Below are 25973 nucleotides of genomic sequence, written 5' to 3' on the forward strand. Positions count from 1 at the left end.
CAAAACCGTCCGGGTGTTTTGGACACTCAAGGTGGGCATGAGCGTCGGGGACCGCGCGTGGCGACTCCTCCCCGGCACCCGCGTTCTTGGAACCGTCCACAATCGGGCCGGTGAGGCACGCGGGCCCACGCCGCCACGCGCTGAAGTGGGTGCGTGCGACGCCGACCACTCCCCGTAGAACTCGGGACGTCCTTCACCGTGCGCGAGGCTAAACGGCTCGGGGTTCCGCGCGATCGGCTGACGGCGATGGACCTCAGCGCACCGTTCCATGGGACGCGCACCTCGATGGATCTGGCCACCACCGTCGACCGATGCCGCGCTTACGAGCCCAGGCTCACCGGGGCGCAGTTCTTCAGCCATCAAACCGCGGCGCTGCTGTGGGGCGTGCCGCTGCCCGGCCCCGCGCCGGAACACCTGCATGTATCGGCGATCGCGCCCGGGCGGGAGCCCCGCACGCGAGGCATCGTCGGGCACCGACTCGAAATGTCGCCCGACCTCCTGACGCTGCGCCACGGCCTTCCCGTCGGGAATCCCGCCGAGACCTGGGCACAACTTGCCCCCTCCCTCGGGGAGGACTACCTCGTCGCCGCGGGCGATGCGCTCCTGACGGCCGGTCTCGCTGATCACGCAGACCTGGTCGAGGCCGCCGAGCGCCCGCGCCGCCGGGGTGCGAAGGCGCTGGCAGCGGCAGTACCGTTCCTTCGTGCGGGAGCCGAGTCACCTCGCGAATCAGCCGTCCGTCTTGTGATCGTGCGCGCGGGCCTGCCGGAGCCCGAGCTGAACTGGGTGCTCCGCGACGCTGCGGGGCGCTTCGTCGCCCGCCTCGACATGGCCTACCCCGCCTACCGTGTCGCGGTGGAGTATGACGGGCGCCAGCATGCCGACCTGACGCAGTTCCGACGGGATGCCGACCGGTGGCCGGCCATCGCCGGACAGGGCTGGATCCTCATCCGCGTGCTCGACCACCACCTTCGCGAACCCTACGCCCGTGTCGTCGACCCGACGCGACGAGCTCTGATGTCGCGAGGCTGGGCCGAGCACCGTCGCGCCCTCATGACCACCCGCCGCCCACATGGTGCGTGCAGCCGCACAAACGCACTTTGAGTGTCCAAAACACCCGGACGGATTCGAAAATCGTCCGGGGGTTCTGGACACTCAACGGGGGACGGACACGGCGGGCGCCCGAGCGCTGCGCGGTGCACGGCGGGCGCCCGAGCGCTGCACGGTGCACGGCGGGCGCCCGAGCGCTGCGCGGTGCACAGCGCCCGGCGAGCGCGCCCGCGCGGCGGCGGCGCGCCCGCGCGACCGCGTCAGGTCGTCAGGCCGCTGTACGCGTGCAGGCCCTTGAAGAAGACGTTGACGATCGTGAAGTTGAACAGCACCGCCGTGAAGCCGATGATCGACAGCCAGGCCGAGCGGGTGCCGCGCCACCCGCGGGTGGCGCGGGCGTGGATGTATCCGGCGTACAGCACCCAGATGACGAAGGTCCAGACTTCCTTCGTGTCGAAGCCCCAGAACCGGCCCCACGCGTCATTGGCCCAGATGGAGCCGGCGATCAGGGTGAAGGTCCAGAAGATGAACCCGACGATCGCGAAACGGTAGGCGAGCGACTCGAGCGCATCGGCGTTCGGAACCGTGCGCAGGAAGCTGCGCTTCGTCTCGGCATCCGCGGGGGCTTCCGCGAGCTTGCGCTCACGCCGCGTCTGGATGAGCTGGACGACCGACAAGCCGAACGCCAGAGCGAACAACGCCGTCGCCAAGCTCGCGACGAACACGTGCACGACGAGCCAGACCGACTTGAGCGGGTCGGCCAGGGGCACGACCTCGACGTGGAAGGCGAGGGTCGCCCCGCCCAGCAGCAGCACGGCGAGACCGGTCATGAGCGACCCCAGGAAGCGCAGGTCGTACCGGGTCAGCACCGCGAGGTACACCGCGATGATCAGCAGCAGACCGGTCAGGGCGAACTCGTACATGTTCGACCACGGCACGCGTCCGGCGGCGACACCGCGCAACACCGTCGCGACGAGGTGGAAGACGAAGCCCAGCGCCGTGAGCACGGTTCCGAGGCGAGCCCAGAGGTACCGGGGCTGGCCGGAGGAGGTCCCGGATGCCGTTGAACCGGCGGATCCGCCGATCACTCCCCCGCCGCCCGCGGTGACGAGCTCGCGCGCGACGACCTCGTCTTTCGCCTTCAGCGCGAGGTCGGAGCGACGCGCGAGGTCGATGGCGTAGGCGAAGAACGCCAGCACGTAGATGGCGACCGCCGTCCACACCAGGAGGAGGGAGATCTCGTCGAGGAGAAGCGGGTCGGTTCCGGGCATGGTGTCAGTCTACTTTTCCGGTGTCGGGGTGGCTCTGGGTGGGAAGGGTCGCACCGTGCTTGTCGGCGAGCTGGTCGACGGCGGCCGCGAGGGTCGGGTCTTCACCGCGGGCGAGGCCGGCGTACTCGATCTCGACGACGCCGTCGCGCGGGGTCGCCTTGACCCACATGCGTCGGCGCGGCACGAAGAGTGCGGCGAGCAGACCGAACAGGGCCAGCAGCGCGAAGCCCAGCACCCAGGGGCCGGCGAGATCGCGGTGGATCGACAGCGAGGCGAAGCGTTTCACCGACTGCTCGTAGCCCACGGCTCCCGCCGGAGCCTCGTTCTCGAAGGTGATCGTGCCGAGGCCGTTGGGAAGGTCCTCGGTCTGGCCCGGCATGAGCTGGATCGCCGGGTTACCGCTGTCGCCGCCGGCGATCTGGGTCATGCCCGAGGGGTCGAGCGTGTACACCGACCGGGGCGTGCCGTCGTCGATGCCGAGGTCGCCCTCGTACACGCGCAACGTGAGCGTCGGGTATTCGAGCGCACCGTACGTCGAGGTCAGGGCCCCCGAGTCGAGCACGTCCATCGTCGGGTAGAAGAAGCCGAGCAGACCGAGCTGCTGCGGGAGCCCGTCGGCCACTTTGATCACGCCGAGCGAGGTCATGTTGGCATCCTGGGGCAGGAAGGCGACCGAGTCGTGGAACACCTCTTCACCCTGGGCGTTGCGGATCGTGACGGTCGGGGCATAGCCGTTGCCGAGGAGGTACACGCGATCGCCCTGCACGTCGAGGGGGTGGTTGACCCGCACCTCGCCGTCTTGTGCGTCGCCGCCGGGAGCCTGGGTCGTCACGTGCGCGACGAAGTTGCCGGCCTGCCCCGAACCGGGCTGCCCGGGCGGAACGTAGGTGACGTCGAACTTGTCGAGGGTCATCGAGTACGGCGTGAGGGTGTCGCCGCCGACGAAGCGACCGGGATTGAAGGAGGAGTAGTCGAGCAGGCTGTTGCTGAACGCCTGTCCTTCCACGAGCACGCGCTGACCGGTATAGGTGAAACCGCCGCCGACGCCCACGGCGATCAGCACGCCCACGAGTGCGCCGTGGAAGAGCAGGTTGCCGGTCTCGCGCAGGTAACCGCGCTCCGCCGACACCGAGAAACTGCCCCGCGAGTCGTAGCGGGCCACGCGGTAACCGCTCTTGCGGAGCTGGGCCGCGGCGCTGTCCACGGCGGCAGCGGCCGCGGCATCCGCGTTCGCGTCCACCTCGATCGTGCGGGTGCGGTGGTCGTCCAGCCGCGACAGTCGCGCGGGGGTGCGGGGAGGCTGCGAGCGCAGGGCCTTCCAGTGATGCTTCGTCCGCGGCAGCACGCACCCGATGAGCGAGATGAACAGCAGCAGGTAGATGGCGGAGAACCACGGTGAGCTGTACACGTCGAACAGGCTCAGCTTGTCGAGCACCGGCGCGAGGTCGGGGTTGTCGGTGAAGTACTGCGTGACGCCGTTGGGGTCGGCGGTGCGCTGCGGCACGAGGGAGCCCGGGACGGCCGCGATCGCGAGCAGCAGGAGAAGCACCAGGGCGGTGCGCATCGAGGTCAGCTGACGCCACCCCCAGCGGAGCCAGCCCACCACTCCCAGACGCGGTTGAGTGACGTCGTCGGCCGTCGAATCGGCGTGGTCGGAGGGGCGCAGCGGGTCGGTCACGGTGTTACCTCGGTCGGAACGATCAGAGCGGGAGCTGGACATTGCCGATCACCCCCTGCAGGGTCGACATCCACTGGCCCCAGAACCCGGTCACCATGAGCAGGCCGAGCACGATCAGCAGTGCTCCGCCGATGAGGTTCACCACGCGGATGTGCGTGCGCACGAACGCCACCGACTTGGTCGCCCACCCGAAACCGAGGGCGAGGAGCACGAAAGGGATGCCGAGACCCAGCGAGTACGCCAGCCCCAGGAGCGCGGCGCGGCCGGGGTCTCCCAGGTTGTACGACACCGACAGGATCGCCGTGAGCGTCGGGCCGATGCAGGGCGTCCAGCCGATGCCGAGGGCGATGCCCAGCAGCGGGGCGCCTATGAGGCCGAGGTTGCCACGGGACTGCATCCGCACCGAGCGCTGCGCGAGGCCGAAGAGACCGATGAAGACCAGTCCCATGATGATGATGACGACACCCATGACGCGGGTGATGAGGTCGGCGTACTCGATGAAGAAGCGGCCGAGTGCTCCGCCGAGGACGTTGATCGCCATGAACACGAGGGTGAACCCGGCGATGAACAGAAGGGTTCCGCCGAGCAGGCGGCCTTTTCCGGAGGCGGATGCCGAGCCCCCGCGCGGTGCCACGGCACCGCCGATATAGCCGAGGTATCCCGGCACGAGCGGCAGGACGCAGGGCGAGAGGAACGAGATGAGGCCGGCGGCGAGGGCGATGGGAACGGCGATCCACAGCGCCCCGTCGAAGACGAGGGCGCCCGGGTTCACGCGTTCTCCGCGACCAGCGTGCGCACGATCGACTCGAGGATCGAGGCCTCGGGCAGCTCGCCGACGATGCGGGCGGCGACACGACCCTGCTTGTCGAGCACGAGGGTCGTGGGGGTGGCGTTCAGCGGCGTCGCACCGGTGAACGCGAGCTTGAGCTGGGCGTCGCCGACGGCCATGGCGCTGGAGTACGACACCCCGTGGTCGCGCGCGAACGACAGGGCGGTGGCCGGCTGGTCGTAGGTGTTGATGCCGAGGAAGGGCCACGTCCTGACCCTGGAAGCTCTGGTAGGCCTGCTCGAGGCGCGGGGCCTCGATGATGCACGGACCGCACGTGGCGTACCAGAAGTTGACGACGAGCACCTTGCCGGCGAAGTCGGCGCTCGACACGGCGGAGCCGTTGTCGAGGGTGCCGGCGAACTCCACGGGCTCCGTGCGGTTCTCCGGAGCGATCTCATCGGTCTGGAAGCCGTTGGCCGCGATGTAGCCCTTGTTGTCGCCCTCGCGGTACTGCGCGGCGAGCGGGTCTTCCGAGCACGCGGACAGACCCACGACGAGGGCGGCCGCAGCGGCGATCGACGCCGCGGCGGTGAGGATTCTGCGCATCAGACGGCTCCTACATCGACGGCTCCGGCGGTGCTCGCCGGCTCGGCGTACGCCACCTCGACCCAGCGCGGCGAGCCGTCAGCGCCGTCTCGCCGCTCGAAGCTCGTCACGCTCGACAGCGCGCAGCGGCGCTTGCGGGGGTCGTGGCGGGTGGGTTGGTGGGACAGGGCGAGGTGCGTCACCCAGATGGGGAGTTGGTGCGACACAACGACGACGTCGCCCGAGGGAACGCGGTTCCAGGCATCCGTCATCGCGTCGGTCATGCGAGCCACGATGCGCTCGTACGGCTCGCCCCAGCTGGGAACGGCCGGGCGGCTCAGGTGCCGCCAGTTCAGCGGATTCGCCAGGGCCTGCTTCATGCGCCGGCCCTCGAAGACATTGGTCGGCTCGATGACCCGGTCGTCGATGTACGGCTCGATGCCGAACAGCTCCTCGAAGGGCTCGGCCGACTCCCGCGTTCGCTGGAGCGGCGAGACCACGAGAGCGTCGACCGGGCGTTCGAGGCCCCTCACGTACTCGGCCGCCTGGCGCGCCATCCGGCGTCCGTCGACGCTCAGGCCGAATCCGGGAAGCCGACCGTAGAGCACGCGACGGGGGTTGTGGACCTCTCCGTGGCGCACGAGATGAAGGCGGTCGGCGGGCACGTCGCCAGTCTACGGGCGGGTTCTGTGGTCTGACTGAGTCCGGATGCCGGTTGCTTCGACGTGGAGATACCCGTGGTCAGCCCCTCAGGCGTCGCGTCGCGCGGATGCGGCCTCGTCGCGGTCGCCCGCGCGCTGCGAGGCGAGCAGTGAGCGCACGCGCGAGAAGACGAACCACGCGACGCCGATCGCGACGGCGGCGATGACCACGTACTGAAGGATCGAGGCGTACTCCTCGACGATGTGCCAGTTCTCGCCCAGCAGGAAACCCGAGAGCACGAAGATCGTGTTCCAGATGAGGCTGCCCGCACCGGTGAGCAGGCCGAAGCGCCACAGCGGCATCTTCGCCACCCCGGCGGGGATCGAGATGAGGCTGCGGAAGATCGGAATCATCCGCCCGAAGAACACCGCCTTGCCCCCGTGCCGCTCGAACCACGCGATCGTGCGGTCGACGTCTTCGGGGTGCAGGAGCGGCATCTTCGCGGCGAACGCGCGCAGTCGCGCCGCGCCGAGCCAGCGACCCAGGCCGTAGAGCATGAACGCACCGACGACCGAGCCGACCGTCGTCCACAGCAGCGCCTCGAACAGCGTGAAGGAGCCGCGGCTGGCGGTGAGCCCCGCCATCGGCAGCACGACCTCGCTGGGCAGCGGGGGGAAGAGGTTCTCGAGGGCGATGGCGACACCGGCGCCGACGGGGCCGATGATCTCCATGAGCGAGACGGTCCAGTCCGCGAGCGACGTCAGCCAGGACTGCTCGCCCCCGGAGCCGGAAGTCGACCGCATCGGGGCGAGAGAGAGGGTGGTGTCGGTCATCGGGTGCCTTCGCGCTCGGTGATCGGCCGCCCGGTGCGGACGCCCGCTCCCAGGGTAGGTCGCGTGTGCCCGCCCTACCTGGGGGTTGCCCCCGAGCGGATCAGGATGCCGAGACCCCGGCGCCCACGAGGGCTGCGGCGACGAACCAGACCGCGACGACGGCGACGACGGTGACCAGCGGCACCCAGAACGCGAGGCGACGACGACGAACGAGTCGCACGATCGCGACGATCACCCCGATCACGAGGACGACCCAGGGCGAGATGACCGCCGTCCAGAAGCCGATGTTCATCAGCCCGGTGTTGCAGGTCGTCGAGCCGCAGGCGTTGGACGCGAACGCCAGGAGCACCCCGGCGTACGAGGCGGCGAGCGCCAGAAGCGGCAGCAGCACGAGCAGCACGATCGTGAGGGCGACGTCCCACCCGCGTGAGGTGCGCGCCGCCGGTTCCGGCCGAAGCGTGCGGAACGACTCGGGCGGCATCGAGAAGGTCACGCCCCCATCGTAGGTTTGCGCCGGGTCGGGTGAGGACCACGCACGTAGACTGGTCGATCGTGAGCGAACGCGTCCTGGTCAACCAGCTGAAATCCCTCCCCGCCGGCCCCGTCGAGGTGTCGGGATGGGTCGAAACCGTGCGCGACCAGAAGAAGGTGCAGTTCGTCGTCCTGCGCGACGAGACCGGCGCCGTGCAGTTGGTCAACCCGGCGACGCGTCCCTCCGAAGAGACGGAGCAGGATGCCGCCGCCCTCTCGCTGACCGAGACGATCGGGGCCCTCGCGACCGGCACGTTCCTGACCGTGCGCGGCGAGCTCAAGCACGACGAGCGCGTCAAGCTCGGCGGCGTCGAGATCAAGGTCGGCGAGCTCGAGATCGCGGCCGCCGCGAACCCCGAGACCCCGATCGCCGCCGACAGCAGCCCCGACAAGCGGATGGACTGGCGTTTCATCGACCTGCGTCAGCGCCGCAACAACCTCATCTTCCGCGTGCAGACGACCCTCGAGCACGCCATGCGCACGTACTGGGTGGAGCGCGACTACATCGAGGTGCACTCCCCCAAGCTCATGGCATCCCCCTCGGAGTCCAACGCCGAGCTGTTCGAGGTGCCCTACTTCGAGGACAAGACGGCCTACCTCGCGCAGAGCCCGCAGTTCTTCAAGCAGATGGCCCAGGTCGCCGGCTTCGGCAAGATCTTCGAGATCGCGCCCGCCTTCCGCGCCGACCCCTCGTTCACCAGCCGTCACGCGACCGAGTTCACCTCCATCGACGCCGAGATCAGCTGGATCGACTCCCACGAAGACGTCGCCCGGATGCAGGAGGAGCTCCTGCACACGGCGTTCCAGGCCGTGGCCGACAAGCACGGCGACGAGATCCGCGAGCTGTTCGGCGTCGAGGTCGAGGTGCCCGCCGTGCCGTTCCCGCGCATCCCGCTGGCAGAGGCCCGCGAGATCGTCGCCGCCCGCGGCTACGACATCCCCCGCACCGACGGCGACCTCGACCCCGAGGGCGAGCGGCAGATCGCCGCGCACGTGCGCGAGACCTTCGGCCACCCGTTCGTGTTCATCACCGACTACCACCCCGAGATCCGCGCTTTTTACCACATGCGCGACGAAGAGACCGGTCTCACCAAGTCGTACGACCTGCTGTTCAACGGCGTCGAGATCACGACCGGCGCGCAGCGCGAGCACCGCGTCGACGTGCTGATCGAGCAGGCGAAAGAGAAGGGTCTCGACCCCGAGCACCTCGGCTTCTACCTCGACTTCTTCCGCTTCGGTGCCCCGCCGCACGGCGGCTTCGGCATGGGTCTCGCGCGCATCCTGATGCTGATGCTCGGCGAGTCGTCGATCCGCGAGGTCACCTTCCTCTTCCGCGGACCCACCCGCCTCGCTCCGTAAAGGTTCGAGTGGACGACGCCCGGGGTTCACCCCCCGGGCGTTCGTGCGTCATGCGCTCTCTTTAGCGTGAGCAAATGGTCGCCGTCACCCCCGTGGATCCGACACCCGTCGGGGAGTCGCCGGGCTCGGGGTGGTCCATCTCGCTCCGGGACGTGCACCGCGAACGCGCCGGAGTGCCGGTCCTCCGCGGCATCGATCTCGATGTCGCCCCCGGCACCGTCGTCGCCGTCGTCGGGCCGTCGGGCTGCGGCGCCTCGACCCTGCTGCGCGTCGTGAGCGGCACGCAACGACCGGATGCCGGCACGGTGACGGTCGAGGGACGCTCGGGGGCTGCAGCGCCGCGCATCCCGGAGGTTCGCGACCGCACGCCCGTCGCGCGGTTCGGACGCGTCCGTGCGGCGATCGTCGCAGCGGCTCGGCACTCCGGCGATGACGACCCCGAGAAAGAGACCGATCGGCTCCTCGACCTCCTGGGCCTCGGCTGCGCCGACAAGAGCGTGCACCGCCTCTCGCTCGGTGATCGGCAACGCTGGGCGCTGGCGCGCACGCTGGCCGGGCGGCCCCGGGCCCTCCTCCTCGACGATGCGCTCGCGGCGCTGCACACGACCGCGCGCGCCGAGATGCGGGACCGGCTGGTCCGCGAGCTCCGCGACCGAGGTGTCACGACCCTCTGGGCGACGCGAGACACCGCCGAGGCCGCGGCCGTCGCCGACCACCTCGTCGTCATGGACCGGGGTCGCATCGCGGCCGCGGGCGGTCCCGACGAGGTCTATGCGCGCATCGCGGATGCCGCGGTAGCCGAGGTCCTCGGACCGGTGAGCGCGGTCCCGGGGATCGTCGAAGGTCTGACCGTCGAGGTGTGGGGCCAGGAGCTCCCGCTCGCGGAGTCCGCGCACGACGGTCACTGCGAGGTCGTCGTGCGCCCCGAGAACGTCCTGCTGGTCGGAGCGGATTCGCCCGGGGTCGATGGAGTGGTCGAGGACTCGACCTTCCTCGGCAGCGTCCGCCGTTCGACGGTTCTCACCAGCGATGGAAGCCGCGTCGTCGTCGAGCACGCTCCGGGACGACGACTCGAGGACCGGGACGCGGTACGCCTCGCGCTCGCGATCGTGCCGGCGACCGTTCGCCCGATCGGCTGACCGAGAAGGGGGCTCCGGTGCGCTACCGGAGCCCCCTCCCCTCAACGGCGTCCCTGGCGACGGCGTCGGGTGAAGACGATCAGGACCGCGCCACCGACGGCCGCGAACGCCCCCGCGACGATCAGCCCGGGAACGGCCGAGACATCCGCACCGGTCTTCGCCAACGCTCCCGACGTCGATGCCGCGACACCGCCGGGGGCGCGCACGTCGTCCTTGCCGATCGGGCCGGGCGTCAATTGCTCGGGGGACGAGCCGTCCGAGGGCCGAGGCTGCGGTGCCGGCTGGCTCCCGGATCCCGGATCCGACGAGTTCTGCGGAGCGTCGGCCGCGACGACGCCGACGCGCACGAGCGCGCCGAGGCCGCGACGGTCATCCACTTGGAGCGCCACAGCGGTCTGCGCCTGCCCGTCGACCGCCTGCGCGTTCAGCGTGACGACCGCCGTCCGCCCCGCCACGGCGAAGCGGGTCCCCGCCGGCACCGCCCCCGCCGGAACCGTCTGCCCGGCGACCGTACCGCCACCGGTGGTCAGCGTCGTACCGGTCGACGTGACCTGCAGGCGCACGTCCCGCAGCGACACCTCCATCGCCGTCCCGGGGTACAGGACGAGGTCGTCCACCCCCACCGAAGCCGCCCCGGCGGAGCTGGCTGTCTCGATCCCCCGCACGCTGATCTGGCCGGCGAAACCGTCGGTGACCGTCTGCGCACCGGCGTCGGCCGAAGCGGCGTGCGCGGCCTTCGTCTCCCCGGGTGCGGACACGAAAGCAGGTGCGATGGCCGAGGGGCCTACGGCGTCGACGGCGAAGGCGTAACGCGGAGGGAGCGGTGGCGCGCTGGTCGTCGACGGCTCGGGGGTGGGCGTCGGCGCGGCCGCCGCGGGAGACCACCGCACGACGCCGAGGCTGACCGCGGGGTAGGCCCCCGTGAGGTCCTCGTAGCGCAACGCGGTGATCAGTACGCTGCCGTCGCTCTGCGTGACGCGCTCGTTCAGGTGCACGCGCACGCGCGGCGAGCCCGTGGCATCCAGGCCCGTGTAGAGGTCGGTTCCCGTGTTGATCCAGATCCCGTTGACGAAGACGGCGGATCCGGTGTCGGCGAAGCTCACGCGCGACGAGCCGTCGCCGTCCACCGAAAGACGCAGGCCGTAGACGCGTAGGGCCGACCACATGTACTCGCCGACGGAGGATGTATCCGGCACCTGGCGGAACGATCCTACCGACACCGCGCTCGACCCGTCGGCCGCATGAGCGACGGAGACGTCTGCTGCGGACGACGCCGGGGCCGCCCCGCTCACCGCCTGCGCGGCGACCGAGCCTTCGGCCTCCAGGCGGGGAGCGCCCGGGATCAGCGCGGCCCCGTTCGGTGCTGTGACGGTGACACCCGAGACGAGGGCGGGTGACGCAGACGCCGCGGGAGCACACGCCACCACGCCGAGACGCACGCGCCAGATCTCCGACCACCCCGCTTCGGCCTCGATCCGCAGGGCCGTCACCTGGGCTCGACCGCGGTCGATGGTGCGTTCTGCGACGATCAGCCGCGTCGCCCCCCACGTGGCGGACGTCGGCAACGCGACCGTGTATCCCGCCGACAGCTTCGACGGATTCAAGACGTCCTTGCCGTCGACCGTCAGCGTGTCGAAGGTCACCGACGTGCTCCCGTCGGTCCCGCAGCTGGCACGCAGACCGGTGAAGGCGACAGGGACGCGGTCGCGCAGCTGGAACAGGCCGCTGTCGATTCTCGTCTGCGCTCCGTCGGAGGCCGCTCGGGCGGTCAACCCGGTCGCGCGGGTGGTGTTGAGCTTCAGCGCATCGCCGGTCTCCGAGAGGGAGTTGTCGACGGTCGCCCCGCTGGTCCATTCGCTGAGGGGCGCGGGCTGCTGGAGCGCACCGCCGTCGGCATCGAGGATCTGGATGCCGGAGGCCGAGGTCGAGGGGATCGACACCGCCCCGTTCGCGGGGACGGCGCCCGCGACAGCGGCGGCCGTGATGAGCGCACCGACGATGGCGGCGAGAAACCGGGTACGGGGTCGCGGGGTCACTGGTCTGCTCCGAATCGATCGAGGAAGTCGGCGCCGTTCGGAATGCCGACACCGGTGACCGGGTCCCACCCGGCCGCGGTCTGCAGGGACTGGGGCCGGGTGTCCCACAGGTAGAGGGTCTCGAGCCACAGCTGACCGGTGCTCTCGTCGCGGCGGTACCACGTGCCGGCTGACGCGGGAACGACGTCGCGAATCGCGCTCGACCCGGCCAGGGCGTACAGGAAGGGCGCGGCGAGACCGACCTCCACCCCGGTGCGCGCCTTGGCGATCGCGACCATGCTCGCGACCATCGGCGTCGCCAGGCTCGTGCCGCCGTGGGCCTCGTACGACAGTGCCCCGTCACGCGGCACCGCGACGGTGAAGCCCGTGTTGGGATCGGCGAGCGAGGCGACGTCGGGGACGAGTCGCCCCGATCCCGCGTGCGCGATGCGCTCGCTCTGCCAGCTGGGGCGCGGGTAGAAGGCCGACTCCCCGCCTCCGGCGCCGTAGAGGAAGCCCGGCGGGATGATGCCACCGTTCTGGGCGAAGCGGGTCTGCACCTCCCACCCGGATTCGACGGCGATGCGATTGTCGGCGTCGAGGCCGATGCTGGCCCCGCCCACCGCGGTGACGTACGGGCTGGAGGCCGGGGTCGCCACGTCGGTCTCGTCGTGGTGGTCGCCGGCGAGGGAGTAGTCGCCGTCGTTGCCGCTCGAGGCGAAGACCGACACACCGCGGGACGCGGCTTCGACCAGCACGCGGTTCAGCAGGGTGCGGTCGGCATCGGTGTCGAGCTCTTCGGGCCCGCCGAACGAGAGCGAGATCACACTCGGGGTGACGGGGGCTTCGACGGCGTCGAGGACGCGCAGGTAGAGCGTCGCGGCGAGGCAGTCGTCGGCCCCCCAGTAGACGATGTCGGCGTCAGGGGCCATCGCGCGCACCGCCTGCACGTCGAGATGCTGCTCGACGGTCCACGCCGAGGGACCTCCGCAGCGGGTGACGTCCGGGTTCGAGGGAGCGTGGTGGGTGTACTGCCCCTCCCGCAGAGCGGGCAGACCCTCCCGCGCGAAGTAGGCGTCGGTGTTCGCGGCGACCGTGTCATCGTCGAAGACTCCGACGATCGCCACGGTCGCTCCCGCGCCGCGCGCATCCGCCGGGAGCTGGTGGATCGCGCGCAGTTGCGTGGGCCCGTACCCGCACAGCGCGTTCGAGCGATGCTCGACCTGGACCGACGACGGCCACGACGACGAGAGCGTCTGCCCCCAGTACGCGGCGCAATCGTCGCTGCGCACGGGCGCGGCGTCGGTGCTGGGGCTCATCGCGTCGGTATCGACGAGGCCGGCGACGGACTCGATGGCACCGGCCTCGCGAGGAACGGACAGATCGCGGGTGGGAGCGAACGCCGCGCGACCGTCCACGGTCGTCTCACCGAAGGAGGTGTCGAAGGCCGAGGCGAACGCCGACGCCGGCCCGGTCACCGAGAGCGCGCGGATGCTCTCACGGTCTCGGACGATCTCGATTCCGGCCGTTTCGAGCCACGAGCGCGCCGCACTCGCCTCCGCGGCCGTCGCCGAGTCGGTGAGCAGCACGGTGGCCGTCAGGCGCGCGTCGAGCGACGCCTCGGGGGCGGCGGAGGCCCATCCCGGAGCGGTCGACACGAGGATTCGCCGACTGTCGGGGGAACCGGTGGATGCCGCCGGCGGGGCGCTGCAGGCGGTGGATGCGACCGCTGCTGAGAGCAGCAGAACGGCCAGGGAAGTCGTCGGTCGACGACGGAGGCGTGGGGGCATGGACAGCTTTCTCGATCAGTGGCTCGGGTGAACCGATCGAGAGCTTATCGATATTGAGAACCGTTATCACTAACGGGCAAAAGAAAGCCCCCGTCGGGGCCGAGCCCGCTCAGAACGGGTAGTCGACCGAAGACCGCTCCGCCACGACGGAGCGCACGAAGGCCGCGACCTCCTGGTGGGCGGGATGCACCTGGTAGCGCTCGAGCGCGTCGACGTCGGCGAACTCGCTGACCAGAGCGACGTCCCAGTTCGACTGCGGGTTGACGACGTTGCGACCCACCTCGATGTGCTGGATCTCGTCGATGACCCCGTCGAGGGCCGACAAGCGCTCGGCGATCTGCTCCGCGTGCAGCGCGCGCGTGTCGGCGTCGTCCGCCGAGAGCTTCCAGAGGACGATGTGACGGATGCTCACGCGGAGGCTCCTTGGGTGTCTGCCGCGAGGAGGGCGGCGCGGAGACGGTCGGCCGAGACGCGCCAGTGCGCGTGAAGCTCCCCGTCGATGAGGACGACGGGGATTTTCTCCCACCACTTGTCGTAGAGGGCGGCGTCATCGGCGATCGAGGCCTGCTCGATCGTGACGCGGTCGGCGGCTCGCTCGGGGAGCTCACCCACGACCGTCTCGACGATCTGCTCCGCCACATCGCAGAGGTGGCAGTCGGGCTTTCCGATCAGCGTGAGAGTCGTCACCCTGACCATCCTAGAAGGCGGGGGAAGGGCGAGAGCCGGTGCGCGACGCGCGTGTCCGCTCGCCGGTCAGGACTCGACGTCGTAGCCCGAGGCGATCCACTCGCCCGTGCCACCCTCGACGTTGGTCGCATCGTGCCCGCGCGCCGTGAGGGCCTCGACGACCCGCGCCGAGCGACCGCCGGCCTGGCAGATCACGTCGAACGGCTCTCCGGGGAGTTCCTCGAGGTGCTCGCCGATGGTCGACATCGGAAGATTCACGGCGCCGGGAACGTGACCCGCGGCGAACTCGTGCTCCTCGCGCACGTCGATCAGGGGGCGTTCACGCCCCGCGTGCAGGTCGTGGACCGAGATGGACTGCATGCTTACCTCCGGAGAGACGAACGGCACCGGATACACGAAGCGCCCGTCGCGAATCGGACAGGCGCTCGGTGTGGTGGCCGCTTTACTTCTTGTTGCGGCGCTGGTGACGAGTCTTGCGAAGCAGCTTGCGGTGCTTCTTCTTCGCCATGCGCTTACGGCGCTTCTTGATGACAGAACCCACGGAAAACCTCACTAAGTCGGGGTCTGGGTGCCGATTTCGGCCCCCGGGAACAGCAGGCGTTGAAAAAAAGCCTCGGATCAGTCTAGCCGACGTCGGACACCGGTCGTTGCACGGCATCGGCGACGGCCGATTCGGGCACCCGGTAGCTGCGTCCGAACCGCACCGCCGGGAGCTCGCCCGCGTGGACGAGACGGTAGACCGTCATCTTCGAGACGCGCATGAGTTCCGCGACCTCGGCGACCGTCAAGAACCGCACGTCCGGCAACTCGGCCATCGTTCACCCCTCGTTCCGGGTGAACTCACCCTCCTGATGCTGAGCACACTCTAGGGTCTGGCTGGGACGGCTGTAAACCTATGGGCCCACTGTGACGAATGTGATGAGCGGATGCCGGGATTCCGCGGCATCCGCGGGCTCATCGCCCCGGCAGCTTGCGGAACGCGGTCGAGAAGGAGTGCTTCACCGACGCGGCGGCGCGGCCCACGACCTCGGCGGCGTGCATCGCCGAATCAGGAAGGGCCGGTTCGTGGTCGTCGTCGATGGAGAAGAACGGGACGAGCCAGTCGTCGACCTCGTCGAGAGGGGCGACCGCGAGGCTGTAGTAGCGGTGCTGTCCCTCTTCGCGCACAGAGACGAGCTCCGCCTCGCGCAGCACCTTCAGGTGCTTGGAGACGGTCGGCTGGCTCACACCGAGAGCGGCGACGATCTGCGAGACGCTCGTCCCCCGTTCACCACCGGTTGACCGGTCGAGCAGCAGCTGAAGGATGTCGCGACGCGTTCCGTCAGCGATCACGTCGAAGATGTCCGCCATGGCATCAGATTAGCGGCGCCCCGGCCCGAGTACCATGATTCGGGTTCGGGCACCGAAGGGAGCGGCGCATGGCGGCGACGCCGAACGAGGCTCGACTGGCCGTGCGACTGCGTCGCATCGCCTTCGAGGCATGGGACCGATTACGCAATCTCACGACCGCGTCCCCCGCGCGTTTCGCGGTGCTGGTGTTCGTGACGCTCATCGCCCTGTTCACGGCGCTCTTCTCTCTGCCCGCCGCCTCGGCGACCGGTGTGCGCCTCCCCTTCGCCGACGCGCTCTTCACCGCCGTCTCGACGATCTGCGTCACTGGATTGTCGACGCTGAACATGTACTCCGACTTCTCCCCCCTCGGACGCGTCATCACCTACATCGGCGTCAACGTCGGCGCCCTCGGTGTGCTGACCCTCGCCTCGATCCTCGGGCTGGTGATCTCCAAGCGCCTGGGTCTTCGTGCGAAGCTGATCGCCGCCGGCGACAGCAACCCCCTGCGTGTGCACGGCGGGCCGGTGAACGAGGGGCAGACCGTGCGTCTCGGCGAGGTCGGCCAGCTGCTGCGCACCGTGGCGCTGTCCACGCTCGTGATCGAGGCGGGACTCACCGTCCTCATCTACCCCTCGCTCGTCGTCGGCGGGATCAGCCCGCTCGTGGCGCTCTGGGAGGCGCCGTACTACGCGGCGATGGCGTTCACGAACACGGGCTTCGTGCCCAACGCCGACGGCCTCACACCCTTCGCTCAGGACTACTTCCTGCTCACGGTGCTCATGGCCGGGGTCTTCCTCGGCTCGATCGGCTTCCCGGTGATCTTCACGCTGTGGCGGCACTACTGGCGCTTCCGCCTGTGGTCCCTGCACGCGAAGCTCACCATCATCACCACCGTCGTGTTGTTCTTCGCCGGAGCCGGGGTCATTCTGCTGCTGGAATACGACAACCCCCTCACATTCGGAAGCATGGATGCGTGGGACACCACCTTCCAGGCGTTCTTCCTCTCGGCCATGACACGCTCCGGCGGGTTCAGCGTCATCAACATCGGCGACCTCAACGGGGCCACCCTGATCGTGGGATCGATGCTCATGTTCGTCGGCGGCGGATCCGCTTCCACCGCGGGCGGCATCAAGGTCACGACCCTGGCCGTGCTCGCGCTGGCGGTGTTCTCCGAGGCCAAGGGCCGCCCCTCGGTGCAGGCCTTCGGTCGCCGCATCCCGAGCGACGTGCAGCGGGTCGCCCTCTCGGTCGTCGCGTGGGGCGCAACCATCGTCGCGATCTCGACGGTCACCATCAGCCGCATCACCGACGCCCCGATCGAGCACGTGCTGTTCGACGTCGTCTCGGCTTTCGCCACCGTCGGCCTGTCGACGGGCCTGACCGCCGAGCTCCCCGAAGCCGCGAAGTACGTGATGGCGGCCACGATGTTCATGGGGCGCATTGGTACAGTGACACTCGCTGCGGCAGTGGCTGCGTCGTCCCGGTCGCAGCTGTACGCGCTCCCCGTGGAAAGGCCCATCGTTGGTTGAACGCATCCGCAGTGACGCGCCCGTCCTGGTGATCGGACTCGGCCGCTTCGGCGCCGCCTGCGCCGGCGAGCTCGACCGACTCGACCGCGAGGTCCTGGCCGTCGACGGCAACCTCGAGCTCGTGCAGAAGTGGTCGGAGCGCGTGACGCACGCCGTCCAGGCCGACGCGCGCAACATCGACGCCCTGCGGCAGATCGGCGCCCAGGACTTCCAGGTGGCCGTGGTCGCCGTGGGCTCGCTCATCGAGGCATCGGTGCTCATCACCGCCAACCTCGTCGACCTCAAGGTGCCGCAGATCTGGGCCAAGGCCGTCTCGCAGTCGCACGGCAAGATCCTCGCCCGCGTCGGTGCCAACCACGTCATCTACCCCGAGGCCGAGGCCGGCGAGCGCGTGGCCCATCTGGTCAGCGGTCGCATGCTCGATTTCATCCGCTTCGACGACGATTTCGTGCTCGCCAAGATGTACCCGCCCAAGCTCGTGCGCGGCGTGGGCCTCAACGAGTCCGGCGTGCGGTCGAAGTACAACGTCACCGTGGTGGGGGTGAAGAGCCCCGGCCGGCCGTTCCGCTACGCCGAGGCCAACACGGTCGTCACCAACCACGACCTCATCATCGTGTCGGGGACCAACTCCGACATCGAGCGGTTCGCCTCGCTCGATCGCTGAGCCGCGGCGCCCGCCTCAGGCGTCGATGTCGAGCGCGACCTCGACCTCGTCGTCGACGGCGAGCCCCTCGGCATCCTGGAGCGCTTTCTTGACCGGCACGACGTAACCGCCGTCCTTCGGCCAGAGCGAGGTGGTCGCGGTGGTGCGGCCGATCGTCACGGATGCCGGGATCATCCCCCACCCGTAAGTCACGACGGGGGCGATCTCGGCGATCATCGCGGCCTCGGCTTCGGGCACCGAGACGAAGTGGAACGGCGCGGGGCCACGCCAGTACCAGATCGTCCCGGTGAACCGCAGGTGCACGGTCAGCTCCCGGCGGCCAGTTCTTTCGCGCGGGCGAGGGCGGCTTCGGCGGCGGTGGTGAAGGCGTCGTCGAGTCGGGCGTCCTGCAGGACGGCCACAGCGCGCTCGGTGGTGCCCTTCGGGCTGGTGACGCGGCGGCGCAGCTCGGCGGGATCGACATCGGCGGATGCCATGAGAGCTGCGGCCCCGATGAAGGTCTGCTCCGCGAGCAGGCGCGCCTGGTCGTCGTCGAAGCCCATCCGCACGGCGGCCCGGGTGAAGTCCTCGACGAGGAGGAAGACGTAGGCGGGACCGGAGCCCGAGATGGTCGAGAGGGCATCGATCTGCGACTCGGGGACCTCCAGGACCGAGCCCACGGTCTCGAAGAGCGCCCGGACGACGGCGATGTCGGCGGCGGAGGCCGCGGGTCCGGCGGCGAGGCCGGTGACTCCCTTGCCGACCAGCGAGGGAGTGTTCGGCATCGAGCGCAGGGTGGCGACGCCCTCGCCGAGACGAGCGGCGAACGTGTCGAGGGTGACGCCCGCGGCGAGGCTCACCACGATCGCGCCGGGGCGCAGATGCGGGGCGATCTCGTCGAGCAGGTCGGACACCATCGCGGGCTTGACTCCCACCAGCACGATGTCGGCGGCGGCGACGGCGTCGGTGTTTCCCGCCGGATTCGCCTCGAGGGCGACGCTGGTCACCCCGTCGAGGTCGGCGAGCTCGGCGGCCTTCGCGATCGAACGGTTGGTCGCCGTCACCCCTCCCCCGGTGAGTCCGGCCGCGACGAGGCCGCGGAGGATCGCGCCTCCCATGGAACCGGCTCCGAGGATCGCGATCGGGGGCAGCGAGGTCGTGGCATCCGTCATGCGAGCCAGTCTACGAACCGGACTCTCGCGGCGGGGCAAGTCTGAGTGCGACCGAGAGGGGCGCGCGTTAGAGTCGGGAAACGGTGTGCCGGAGCACCGGCGAGCGATACGGAGGACTAGCGATGACTCTCTTCGACGGCATCACCGCGCGCCTGGTCGAGACCGACCGGCTGGGGGTGAACGTGCTCGAGCGCGTCGGCGACGACCCCGCCACCGCCCCCGAGCACACGGTCGTCTTCGTGCACGGCAACGTCGCCTCCTCGCTGCTCTGGCAGGAGATCATGCAGGACCTGCCGAGCGAGCTGCGCGTCGTCGCCGTCGACCTGCGCGGCTTCGGTCGCACCGAGCACAGCCCCATTGACGCCACCCGCGGCGTCCGCGACTTCAGCGACGATCTCCACGCGACGCTCGAAGCCCTCGGCATCGCCTCCGCTCATCTCGTCGGCTGGTCGATGGGCGGGGCCGTCGTGCTGCAGTACGCGCTCGATCACCCCGTTCTCTCTCTCACGCTGCAGTCGCCCATCTCCCCCTACGGCTTCGGCGGCACGCGGCGTGACGGATCTCGTCTGAACGATGAGGACGCCGGCGCCGGTGCGGGGGCGGCGAACCCCGACTTCGTCCAGCGACTCATCGACCACGACACCACCGACGAGGCCCCGACCTCGCCGCGCGCGGTGTTCCGCTCCGGCTACGTCGCCGCGGGCTACCGGAGCGAGCACGAGGACGTGTGGGTGGAGGCGATGCTGTCGACCTCCACGGCCACCGGCAACTACCCGGGCGACTCGGTCGTCACCTCGACCTGGCCGGGCTTCGCCCCCGGCACGACCGGCGTGCTCAACGCGCTGGCGCCGAAGTACTTCGACGTCTCGGGCATCGTCGACCTCGAAGACAAGCCCGCGATCCTGTGGATCTACGGCACCGCCGACGCGATCGTCTCGGACGCCTCGTTCTCGGACGTCAATCACCTGGGCGCGCTCGGAGTGGTCCCCGACTGGCCCGGCGCCGATGTCGCCCCCGCACAGCCGATGGTCTCCCAGACGCGCGACGTCCTCTCCGCTTATGCGGACAAGGGCGGCGAGGTCACCGAGGTCCCCGTCGAGGGGGCCGGACACTCCGTCCACCTCGAGCGCCCGGCGCAGTTCCGTCGAGCGCTGCTGACGCACATCGGCTACGTCGGTCGGCCCGCCGATCCGGCGCCGCCGACCGAGGCGATCATCCTGCGCTCGGCCGACTGACCCGTCCCCGACTCGCCCGTCCCCCGGAGGTCCCCGTGGAGTACTGCCTGTTCACCGAGCCCCAGCAGGGCTTCTCCTACGACGATCAACTCGCTTTCGCGCGCTCGGCGGAACAACACGGCCTCGACGGCTTCTTCCGCTCGGACCACTACCTGCGCATGGGCCCGGGCGATCCCCGACCGGGCCCCACCGACGCGTGGACGACCCTCGCCGGCCTCGCGCGCGAGACCTCGCGCATCCGCCTGGGCACGCTCGTGTCGTCGGTGACGTACCGCGTCCCCGCGATCCTCGCGATCCAGGTCGCACAGGTCGACGCCATGTCGGGCGGACGCGTCGAGCTGGGCCTCGGCACGGGCTGGTTCGAGCGCGAGCACGCGGCCTATGGCATCCCCTTCCCGGCGAAGCGCTTCGACCTGCTCGAAGAGCAGCTCCAGGTCGTCACGGGTCTGTGGTCGACTCCGGATGCCGACACCTTCTCGTTCCGCGGAGAGCACTACGCGCTCGACGAAGCGCCGGCGCTGCCGAAGCCGGTGCAGTCGCCGGTGCCGGTGATCGTGGGCGGCGGCGGCCCGAAGCGCACCCCCGCTCTCGCTGCGAAGTACGCCACGGAGTTCAACATCGGCTTCGTCGCGGAAGACGTCGTGGCCGAGAAGTTCGCCGTCGTCCGCGCCGCGTGCGAGACGATAGGCCGCGACCCGCAGACGCTGAAGCTCTCGGTCGCGCTGCCGACCATCGTCGGCTCGGACGAGGCCGCGATCGAGCGGCGCGCTCAGGCGATCGGCCGCACGCGCGCGGAGTTCGACGACGGTACGAACATCGTCGGCACACCCGAGCAGGTCGCCGAGAAGGTGGAAAGACTGCGGGCCCTCGGCGCGGAGCGGGTCTACTTCCAGCTCATGGACTTGCGCGACGTCGATCACGCCGATCAGATCGGCGCCGAGGTCCTGCCGCTCCTCCCGCGCTGAGCGCTCAGCGGCGGTTCTCGAAGAACGCTCGGAGCTGCGCGGCGGCCCGCTCCTCGTCGACCCCGCCGACCACCTCGACGCGGTGGGGAAGACGCCGATCGCGCAGGACGTCGTACATGGATCCCGCGGCTCCCGCCTTGGCATCCCACGACCCGAAGACGACGCGGTCGACGCGCGCCTGCAGGATCGCCCCCGCGCACATCACGCACGGCTCGAGAGTGACCACCAGCGTGCACTCCGCCAGGTGCCACGAACCCCGATTACGGGCGGCCTCGCGCAGCGCCACGACCTCGGCGTGCGCGGTGGGGTCGCCCGTGGCCTCGCGGAGGTTGCGACCCTCGCCGATGATCCGGCCGGTGGAGTCGACGACGACGGCTCCCACCGGGACGTCGCCGTCGACTTCGGCGGCGTCGGCGAGCTCGAAGGCCCGCCGTATCGCGGCGAGGTCTGCGGCGGTGGGCGTCACGGGAGCTCCGAGAATCGACGGCGGTGGGGCGCGGGGGAAACGGTTAGCCTTGAGCCTATGCGTGTCCACGTCGCCGACCACCCGCTCATCACCCACAAGCTCACGGTGCTGCGTGACGTGCAGACGTCGTCGCCGGTGTTCCGCCAGCTCACCGAGGAACTCGTGACGCTCCTCGCGTATGAGGCGACCCGCAACGTGCGCGTCGACCCGATCGAGATCCAGACCCCGGTCACCACGACGATGGGTGTGAGAATCAGTGAGCCCCGGCCGATCGTGGTGCCCATCCTGCGCGCCGGCCTCGGCATGCTCGAGGGCATGGTGAAGCTCCTGCCCACCGCCGAGGTCGGATTCCTCGGCATGGTCCGCGACGAAGAGACCTTCGAGCCGACGACCTACGCCGAGCGCCTGCCCGACGACCTCAGCGACCGCCAGTGCTTCGTGCTCGACCCGATGCTCGCCACCGGCGGCTCGCTCGGCGCGGCCATCAAGTTCCTGTTCGCGCGTGGCGCGCAGGACGTCACCGCGATCTGCCTGCTGGGCGCGCCCGAGGGCGTCGCGGCGATCGAGAAGCAGGTCGAGGGCCACGACGTCACTCTCGTGCTCGGCGCCGTCGACGAGCGCCTCAACGAGAAGGGCTACATCGTGCCCGGTCTCGGTGACGCCGGCGACCGCCTCTACGGCACGGCCTGAGCGCCCACCAATCGAGCGAACCCGCTGAGCCGCGCGACCCCTTCGGGGGTCCGCGGGAGATCGTCGAGCAGAGCGGGCGAGTACACCACATAGGCGGCCTGCATCGCGCGCGAGATCGCGACGTTGATGCGATTGCGCAGCAGCAGGAACTCCAAGCCGCGCGGAGCCTCCCGACCCGACGACGCGGCGAGGGTCAGGATCGCGACGACCGCTTCTTTGCCCTGGAAACGGTCGACCGTCCCGACCGGGACGTCGGCGAATCCCGCGGCGGCCAGGGCCTCTTCGACGGCGACCTGTTGCGCGTTGTAGGGGGTGATGACGATGATGTCGTCGGCCCGCAGCGAGCGGGGAGCGTGCACGACGGCGGAGTCCCCCGCTCCCCCCTCGGCGCCCGTCCACTCGCGCCCCACGAGTTCGGACACCAGGCGCGCGACCTCAGCGGCCTCTTCGTTCGAGAACGTCGAGTTGCCGCGGTGCCGCACGGGGCGAGGGTGGACGCCGGGGTCGACGCCGTCGAGACGGCGCAGAGCGGTGGAGGGGTGCGCGGCGAGACGCCCCTCGTACGACAGCCGTGAGACCGGCTCGGCGACGGCGGGGTGCATACGGCGCGTGCGCGCGAGGAAGTAGCCGAACTCGTCCGGCACCACCTCGGCACCGTCGATGATCCACCCCAGGGCCGAGGTGTCGACGGGTTCGGGGTGCGTGCCCTGGCTGACCTGCGGCAGCTGCTGCGGGTCGCCCAGCAGCAGGAGACGCTGCGCCGCGAGCGACACCGCGATGGTGGAGGCGAGCGAGAACTGCCCGGCCTCGTCGATCACGAGCAGGTCGAGGCTCCCGCGCGGGATACGAGCCTCGTGGCTGAAATCCCAGGCGGTTCCCCCGACGACGAAGCCGGTGGAGGCGTTCTCGGCGGTGAACGACGCCACGCCGTTCTTGGGCAGCACCGTGAAAGCGTGCGGGGCGCTCGGATCTTTCGGCGCCTTCCCGACCCGGGATGCCGGCACCCCGGCCGCGATGACCTGATCGAGCATGTGCTCGATGGTCGCGTGGGATTGCGCCACGACCCCGATGCGGTAGCCGCGCTCGGCGACGAGGCGCGCGATGATGTGCGAGCCCACGTAGGTCTTGCCCGTGCCGGGAGGGCCTTGAACGGGGCGAGATAGCTGTGGTCGAGGTCGGCGACGCTGCGCGCGATGGCGGTGACCTCGTCGTCACCGGTCACACCGTCGACGCTCGTGACCGGGGAGAGAGACCCCGACAGCGTGCGCGGCGGGACGCGACGCAGGATGTCGGCGGCCGCGCCGTCGGGGATCCCGGGGGCGGCGGCGAGGACTCCGTCGGCCCACGCGTCGATCGCTTTCTGCTGATTCCCGGCGCGCGGGGGTGCGGGCGGGGTGAGTGCGAGCGGCAGGTCGCGCCAGGTCGCGCCGTCGACGGCGGTCTCTTCGACGATCGCTCCGTCGTCGAGCACTTCGCGCACCGTCACTCGGCGCGCACCGTGGATCCATCGGGGGCGCGTCTCGAGCGGGAAGGGCGCGGGAAGGTCGTAGACCGCGAAGGGCTCGCCGTCCACGCTCACGCGCGTGCCGGGTGCGACCTCGCCGCGGAGCTCGACGAGACGGCGCTCCGATCCGCGGCCCGACTCGGGGAAGTGCCAATCGGCGACGACGCGCGAGCGTGCCGCGTCGACCACGACGACGTCACGGGTCTCTTCCCAAACCGAGAGCGGCTCGCGCAGACGCAGGAAGTGCGTGGCCCAGTAGGTCTTCTCTTCGCGCGGGTAGTAGTCGATCGCGGCCGCGGCGAGACGGAGCGCGGTCGCGTCGGGTTCTGCCGCATCGCCCGCCCAGCGCTGCAGGGCCGTCGCGCGGGGCGACGGCTCGTAGGCCTGCTCGTCGGGCTCGGCTCCGCGCGCGGGGACGGCGCCCGACTCGCGCGCGCGATCGACGAGCCAGTCGCGCAGGCGCCGCGTCGAGACGCAGTCGTAGCGGTTGTAGTCGGCCAGGTCGTCGAGCACGCGCTGCGCCGCGACCGCATCGCCGTCGGCAGCGAGCGCGCGGGCCTCGACGTACTTCACGATCGAGTCGTCGCCGCGCTGCACGTCGCTCGTGCGCACGTCGTCGCCCATGTACAGGGGCTCGAGCTTCTTGATCGAGTACGAGCGCGACCCCACCCGCAGCGCTCGACGCACGACCGGGTAGAGGTCGACGAAGACGCCGTCGCGCAGGAGCCGATCCACGTCGGCCTCGCGGACGCCGTAGCGGGCGGCCATCGTGAGCAGGTGTGTCGGCTCGTAGGGGGCGTAGTGGTAGATGTGCATGCCCGGGTGCCGCTGGCGTCGGAGCGCCACCATGTCGAGGAAACGCTCGAGGGCGGCTCGCTCTTCGTCGAAGGTGTGCGCCCAGAGCGCTCCGTAGACCTCGCGGGTGTCGACCCACCCGAAGAGGTAATCGATGCCCCAGTGCTCGCCGACGCCCTCGGTATACAGCGGGTCGCCCTCGAAATCGAAGAAGAGGTCGCCGTGGTCGGGCCGCGGGAGCACGCCCAGCGACTTGGGCGCGACGATCTCGAACGTGGGCACCGCGTGGGCGGGCTGGTCGGCGCTCGGGATACCGGCCGGGCTCTCGAGCTGCAGGCGCGCCTGCGTGCGCAACGAGACGAAGGTGTCAACGCTCATGGCCGCGGGCGGCGCGGGCGCGACCGCCAACTGATCGATCGTCTCGATGCCGGCCGCCCGCAACCGGTCGCGCTGGACGGGCCGCATGCCCGCGACGAGCAGAAGGTCGCGGTGGGCGACGACCTCGAGCTCGCACGTGGCGCATCGGCCGCACGCGATGACCCCGAGATCGCCGCGCGGGTCGCCCCAGGCGATCACGGGTCCGGCGGTACCGAGATCGACACGGCGGTCGGCGATCAGGGCGCGCAGGCGCTCGCGGCGGAGGCCGAAGACCGGGAGCAGATCGTCGACGCGATGCGTGCTCGTCGACCCGTCGCCGAGCAGCAACTGCACCTCGTCGGAGCGCGGCACGCCGAGACGATCGAGCTGATCGACATAGGCGGCGAGCTGCATGAGCGCCGTCACGCGCGCGCGGCGCGCCAGCTTGGTGTCTTGCACGATCCATCGGCGTGTTCCATCGGACGACGCCTCGGGCTCGCGCACGAGGAAGTCGGCGAACCCGACGAATTCCTCGGTGGCGAACGCGGCCTGATAGACCACCTCGACGGACGGGTCGGCGAGGGCCTCGTCGGTCAGGCGCACGGCTTCGGCGAGCGCCTCGGCGTCGGATGAGCGCGCCGCGGGGATCTCGCGCACCGCCGAGCCGAAGCGGGCGCGGTCGTCGTCGAGCATGCGCAGCTCGTGTGCCGTACCCAGCCTCGCCGCGCGCTCGAGGGTGGCGTCTTCGGGGTCGTCGACGGGGGCGGTGCGTCCGATCTTGGCGTCGATCGCGCGCAGCCACGCGAACTCGCACTCGGCCGCCGCCTTGAGGTCGCTGGCGCTCCAGACGATCCGCCCGTCTTGCTCGATGTACCGCATGGTGTTCACGCTAACCGGGGCCGCCGACATCGGCCGCCGCCCGTCCACGGGGAGGTC

Annotated in this window: 26 protein-coding genes and 2 pseudogenes; 8 read left to right on the forward strand and 20 right to left on the reverse strand. The window is 70.3% G+C overall.

Features of this window, described 5'->3' with window-relative positions; genetic code table 11:
- Positions 1 to 246: 246 nt before the first annotated feature.
- Complete coding sequence (locus QE454_RS03100) at positions 247 to 1104, forward strand: hypothetical protein (RefSeq protein ID WP_309668515.1); 858 nt, start codon at positions 247 to 249, stop codon at positions 1102 to 1104.
- Between the two features lie 206 nt (positions 1105 to 1310).
- Here QE454_RS03100 and ccsB read toward each other — a convergent pair whose 3' ends face one another.
- The 8 genes and pseudogenes from ccsB to QE454_RS03140 form a co-directional block, all read right to left on the reverse strand.
- The gene (ccsB, locus tag QE454_RS03105; RefSeq protein ID WP_267788039.1) at positions 1311 to 2321 is read right to left on the reverse strand and encodes a c-type cytochrome biogenesis protein CcsB; all 1011 of its coding nucleotides are present in this window, start codon (positions 2319 to 2321) and stop codon (positions 1311 to 1313) included.
- A gap of 4 nt (positions 2322 to 2325) precedes the next feature.
- Entirely contained in the window at positions 2326 to 4041 is a 1716-nt protein-coding gene (locus QE454_RS03110; RefSeq protein ID WP_307458227.1) for a cytochrome c biogenesis protein ResB, read from the reverse strand.
- Positions 4022 to 4771: a cytochrome c biogenesis CcdA family protein gene (locus tag QE454_RS03115; protein ID WP_267788042.1), complete on the reverse strand. Its 750-nt coding sequence runs from the start codon at positions 4769 to 4771 to the stop codon at positions 4022 to 4024. The genes QE454_RS03110 and QE454_RS03115 overlap by 20 nt, the downstream gene beginning before the upstream one ends.
- Positions 4768 to 4947, reverse strand: a complete 180-nt coding sequence (locus QE454_RS03120; RefSeq protein WP_309668799.1) for a hypothetical protein — start codon at positions 4945 to 4947, stop codon at positions 4768 to 4770. Before QE454_RS03120 ends, QE454_RS03115 begins: the two co-directional genes overlap by 4 nt.
- A gap of 142 nt (positions 4948 to 5089) precedes the next feature.
- A pseudogene (locus QE454_RS03125) lies at positions 5090 to 5374 on the reverse strand (TlpA family protein disulfide reductase); the annotation flags it as partial.
- Entirely contained in the window at positions 5374 to 6018 is a 645-nt protein-coding gene (locus QE454_RS03130; RefSeq protein WP_210073118.1) for a histidine phosphatase family protein, read from the reverse strand. The pseudogene QE454_RS03125 and the gene QE454_RS03130, both read right to left, overlap by 1 nt.
- 84 nt (positions 6019 to 6102) lie before the next feature.
- Positions 6103 to 6828 (reverse strand): DedA family protein, encoded by a 726-nt coding sequence (locus QE454_RS03135; protein ID WP_307313092.1) that lies wholly within the window; start codon positions 6826 to 6828, stop codon positions 6103 to 6105.
- Positions 6829 to 6928: 100 nt separating this feature from the next.
- Positions 6929 to 7321, reverse strand: coding sequence for a DUF6264 family protein (locus QE454_RS03140; RefSeq protein ID WP_396652947.1), 393 nt, complete (start codon positions 7319 to 7321; stop codon positions 6929 to 6931).
- 59 nt (positions 7322 to 7380) lie between these two features.
- Between QE454_RS03140 and aspS the strand changes: the two genes are divergently transcribed.
- Both aspS and QE454_RS03150 read left to right on the forward strand, forming a co-directional pair.
- Positions 7381 to 8718, forward strand: coding sequence for an aspartate--tRNA(Asn) ligase (gene aspS, locus QE454_RS03145; protein ID WP_307458225.1), 1338 nt, complete (start codon positions 7381 to 7383; stop codon positions 8716 to 8718).
- A gap of 74 nt (positions 8719 to 8792) precedes the next feature.
- Positions 8793 to 9857 carry an ATP-binding cassette domain-containing protein gene (locus tag QE454_RS03150; protein WP_307458223.1) on the forward strand — a complete coding sequence of 355 codons (1065 nt, stop codon included), beginning with the start codon at positions 8793 to 8795 and terminating at the stop codon, positions 9855 to 9857.
- Between the two features lie 41 nt (positions 9858 to 9898).
- Here QE454_RS03150 and QE454_RS03155 read toward each other — a convergent pair whose 3' ends face one another.
- From QE454_RS03155 to QE454_RS03190, 8 genes are all read right to left on the reverse strand, one after another.
- Positions 9899 to 11893: a hypothetical protein gene (locus QE454_RS03155; RefSeq protein WP_307458221.1), complete on the reverse strand. Its 1995-nt coding sequence runs from the start codon at positions 11891 to 11893 to the stop codon at positions 9899 to 9901.
- Positions 11890 to 13662, reverse strand: coding sequence for a S8 family serine peptidase (locus QE454_RS03160; protein ID WP_307458219.1), 1773 nt, complete (start codon positions 13660 to 13662; stop codon positions 11890 to 11892). The genes QE454_RS03155 and QE454_RS03160 overlap by 4 nt, the downstream gene beginning before the upstream one ends.
- Before the next feature lie 109 nt (positions 13663 to 13771).
- Positions 13772 to 14074 (reverse strand): Dabb family protein, encoded by a 303-nt coding sequence (locus tag QE454_RS03165; protein WP_210073105.1) that lies wholly within the window; start codon positions 14072 to 14074, stop codon positions 13772 to 13774.
- Positions 14071 to 14349 (reverse strand): glutaredoxin family protein, encoded by a 279-nt coding sequence (locus QE454_RS03170; protein WP_210073103.1) that lies wholly within the window; start codon positions 14347 to 14349, stop codon positions 14071 to 14073. The genes QE454_RS03165 and QE454_RS03170 overlap by 4 nt, the downstream gene beginning before the upstream one ends.
- A 66-nt stretch (positions 14350 to 14415) precedes the next feature.
- Complete coding sequence (locus QE454_RS03175; protein WP_210073101.1) at positions 14416 to 14709, reverse strand: rhodanese-like domain-containing protein; 294 nt, start codon at positions 14707 to 14709, stop codon at positions 14416 to 14418.
- Positions 14710 to 14791: 82 nt separating this feature from the next.
- Entirely contained in the window at positions 14792 to 14890 is a 99-nt protein-coding gene (locus QE454_RS03180) for a 30S ribosomal protein bS22 (RefSeq protein ID WP_003792170.1), read from the reverse strand.
- 82 nt (positions 14891 to 14972) lie between these two features.
- Positions 14973 to 15164 carry a helix-turn-helix domain-containing protein gene (locus QE454_RS03185; protein ID WP_103205849.1) on the reverse strand — a complete coding sequence of 64 codons (192 nt, stop codon included), beginning with the start codon at positions 15162 to 15164 and terminating at the stop codon, positions 14973 to 14975.
- Positions 15165 to 15303: 139 nt separating this feature from the next.
- Entirely contained in the window at positions 15304 to 15699 is a 396-nt protein-coding gene (locus QE454_RS03190) for a helix-turn-helix transcriptional regulator (protein WP_307458218.1), read from the reverse strand.
- 68 nt (positions 15700 to 15767) lie between these two features.
- On the opposite strand from QE454_RS03190, the gene QE454_RS03195 reads away from it, so the two are divergent.
- Together QE454_RS03195 and QE454_RS03200 are read left to right on the forward strand one after the other, a co-directional pair.
- Positions 15768 to 17210 carry a TrkH family potassium uptake protein gene (locus QE454_RS03195; RefSeq protein WP_210073097.1) on the forward strand — a complete coding sequence of 481 codons (1443 nt, stop codon included), beginning with the start codon at positions 15768 to 15770 and terminating at the stop codon, positions 17208 to 17210.
- On the forward strand, positions 17203 to 17874 hold the full coding sequence (locus tag QE454_RS03200) for a TrkA family potassium uptake protein (protein ID WP_056224009.1): 672 nt from the start codon (positions 17203 to 17205) through the stop codon (positions 17872 to 17874). Before QE454_RS03195 ends, QE454_RS03200 begins: the two co-directional genes overlap by 8 nt.
- Positions 17875 to 17889: 15 nt before the next feature.
- Here QE454_RS03200 and QE454_RS03205 read toward each other — a convergent pair whose 3' ends face one another.
- A complete protein-coding gene (locus QE454_RS03205; RefSeq protein ID WP_307458216.1) occupies positions 17890 to 18177 on the reverse strand; it encodes a DUF1905 domain-containing protein in 288 nt (95 codons plus the stop codon).
- A 2-nt stretch (positions 18178 to 18179) separates the two neighbouring features.
- Positions 18180 to 19025 carry a pyrroline-5-carboxylate reductase gene (proC, locus tag QE454_RS03210; RefSeq protein WP_307458213.1) on the reverse strand — a complete coding sequence of 282 codons (846 nt, stop codon included), beginning with the start codon at positions 19023 to 19025 and terminating at the stop codon, positions 18180 to 18182.
- Between the two features lie 122 nt (positions 19026 to 19147).
- On the opposite strand from proC, the gene QE454_RS03215 reads away from it, so the two are divergent.
- The gene (locus tag QE454_RS03215; protein WP_210073090.1) at positions 19148 to 20260 is read left to right on the forward strand and encodes an alpha/beta fold hydrolase; all 1113 of its coding nucleotides are present in this window, start codon (positions 19148 to 19150) and stop codon (positions 20258 to 20260) included.
- 35 nt (positions 20261 to 20295) lie between these two features.
- Complete coding sequence (locus QE454_RS03220) at positions 20296 to 21225, forward strand: LLM class F420-dependent oxidoreductase (protein ID WP_210073087.1); 930 nt, start codon at positions 20296 to 20298, stop codon at positions 21223 to 21225.
- Positions 21226 to 21229: 4 nt separating this feature from the next.
- Here QE454_RS03220 and tadA read toward each other — a convergent pair whose 3' ends face one another.
- On the reverse strand, positions 21230 to 21691 hold the full coding sequence (gene tadA, locus QE454_RS03225; RefSeq protein WP_373459399.1) for a tRNA adenosine(34) deaminase TadA: 462 nt from the start codon (positions 21689 to 21691) through the stop codon (positions 21230 to 21232).
- A gap of 57 nt (positions 21692 to 21748) precedes the next feature.
- Here tadA and upp point away from each other — a divergent pair, with 57 nt between their 5' ends.
- Positions 21749 to 22381 carry a uracil phosphoribosyltransferase gene (gene upp, locus QE454_RS03230; protein ID WP_210073086.1) on the forward strand — a complete coding sequence of 211 codons (633 nt, stop codon included), beginning with the start codon at positions 21749 to 21751 and terminating at the stop codon, positions 22379 to 22381.
- On the opposite strand, the pseudogene QE454_RS03235 reads toward upp, so the two are convergent.
- A pseudogene (locus QE454_RS03235) lies at positions 22366 to 25916 on the reverse strand (TM0106 family RecB-like putative nuclease). The gene upp and the pseudogene QE454_RS03235 sit on opposite strands and share 16 nt — an antisense overlap.
- Between the last annotated feature and the right edge of the window lie 57 nt (positions 25917 to 25973).

Origin of the sequence: Microbacterium sp. SORGH_AS_0454 (assembly GCF_031453395.1) — a bacterium.
Lineage (GTDB): Bacteria > Actinomycetota > Actinomycetes > Actinomycetales > Microbacteriaceae > Microbacterium.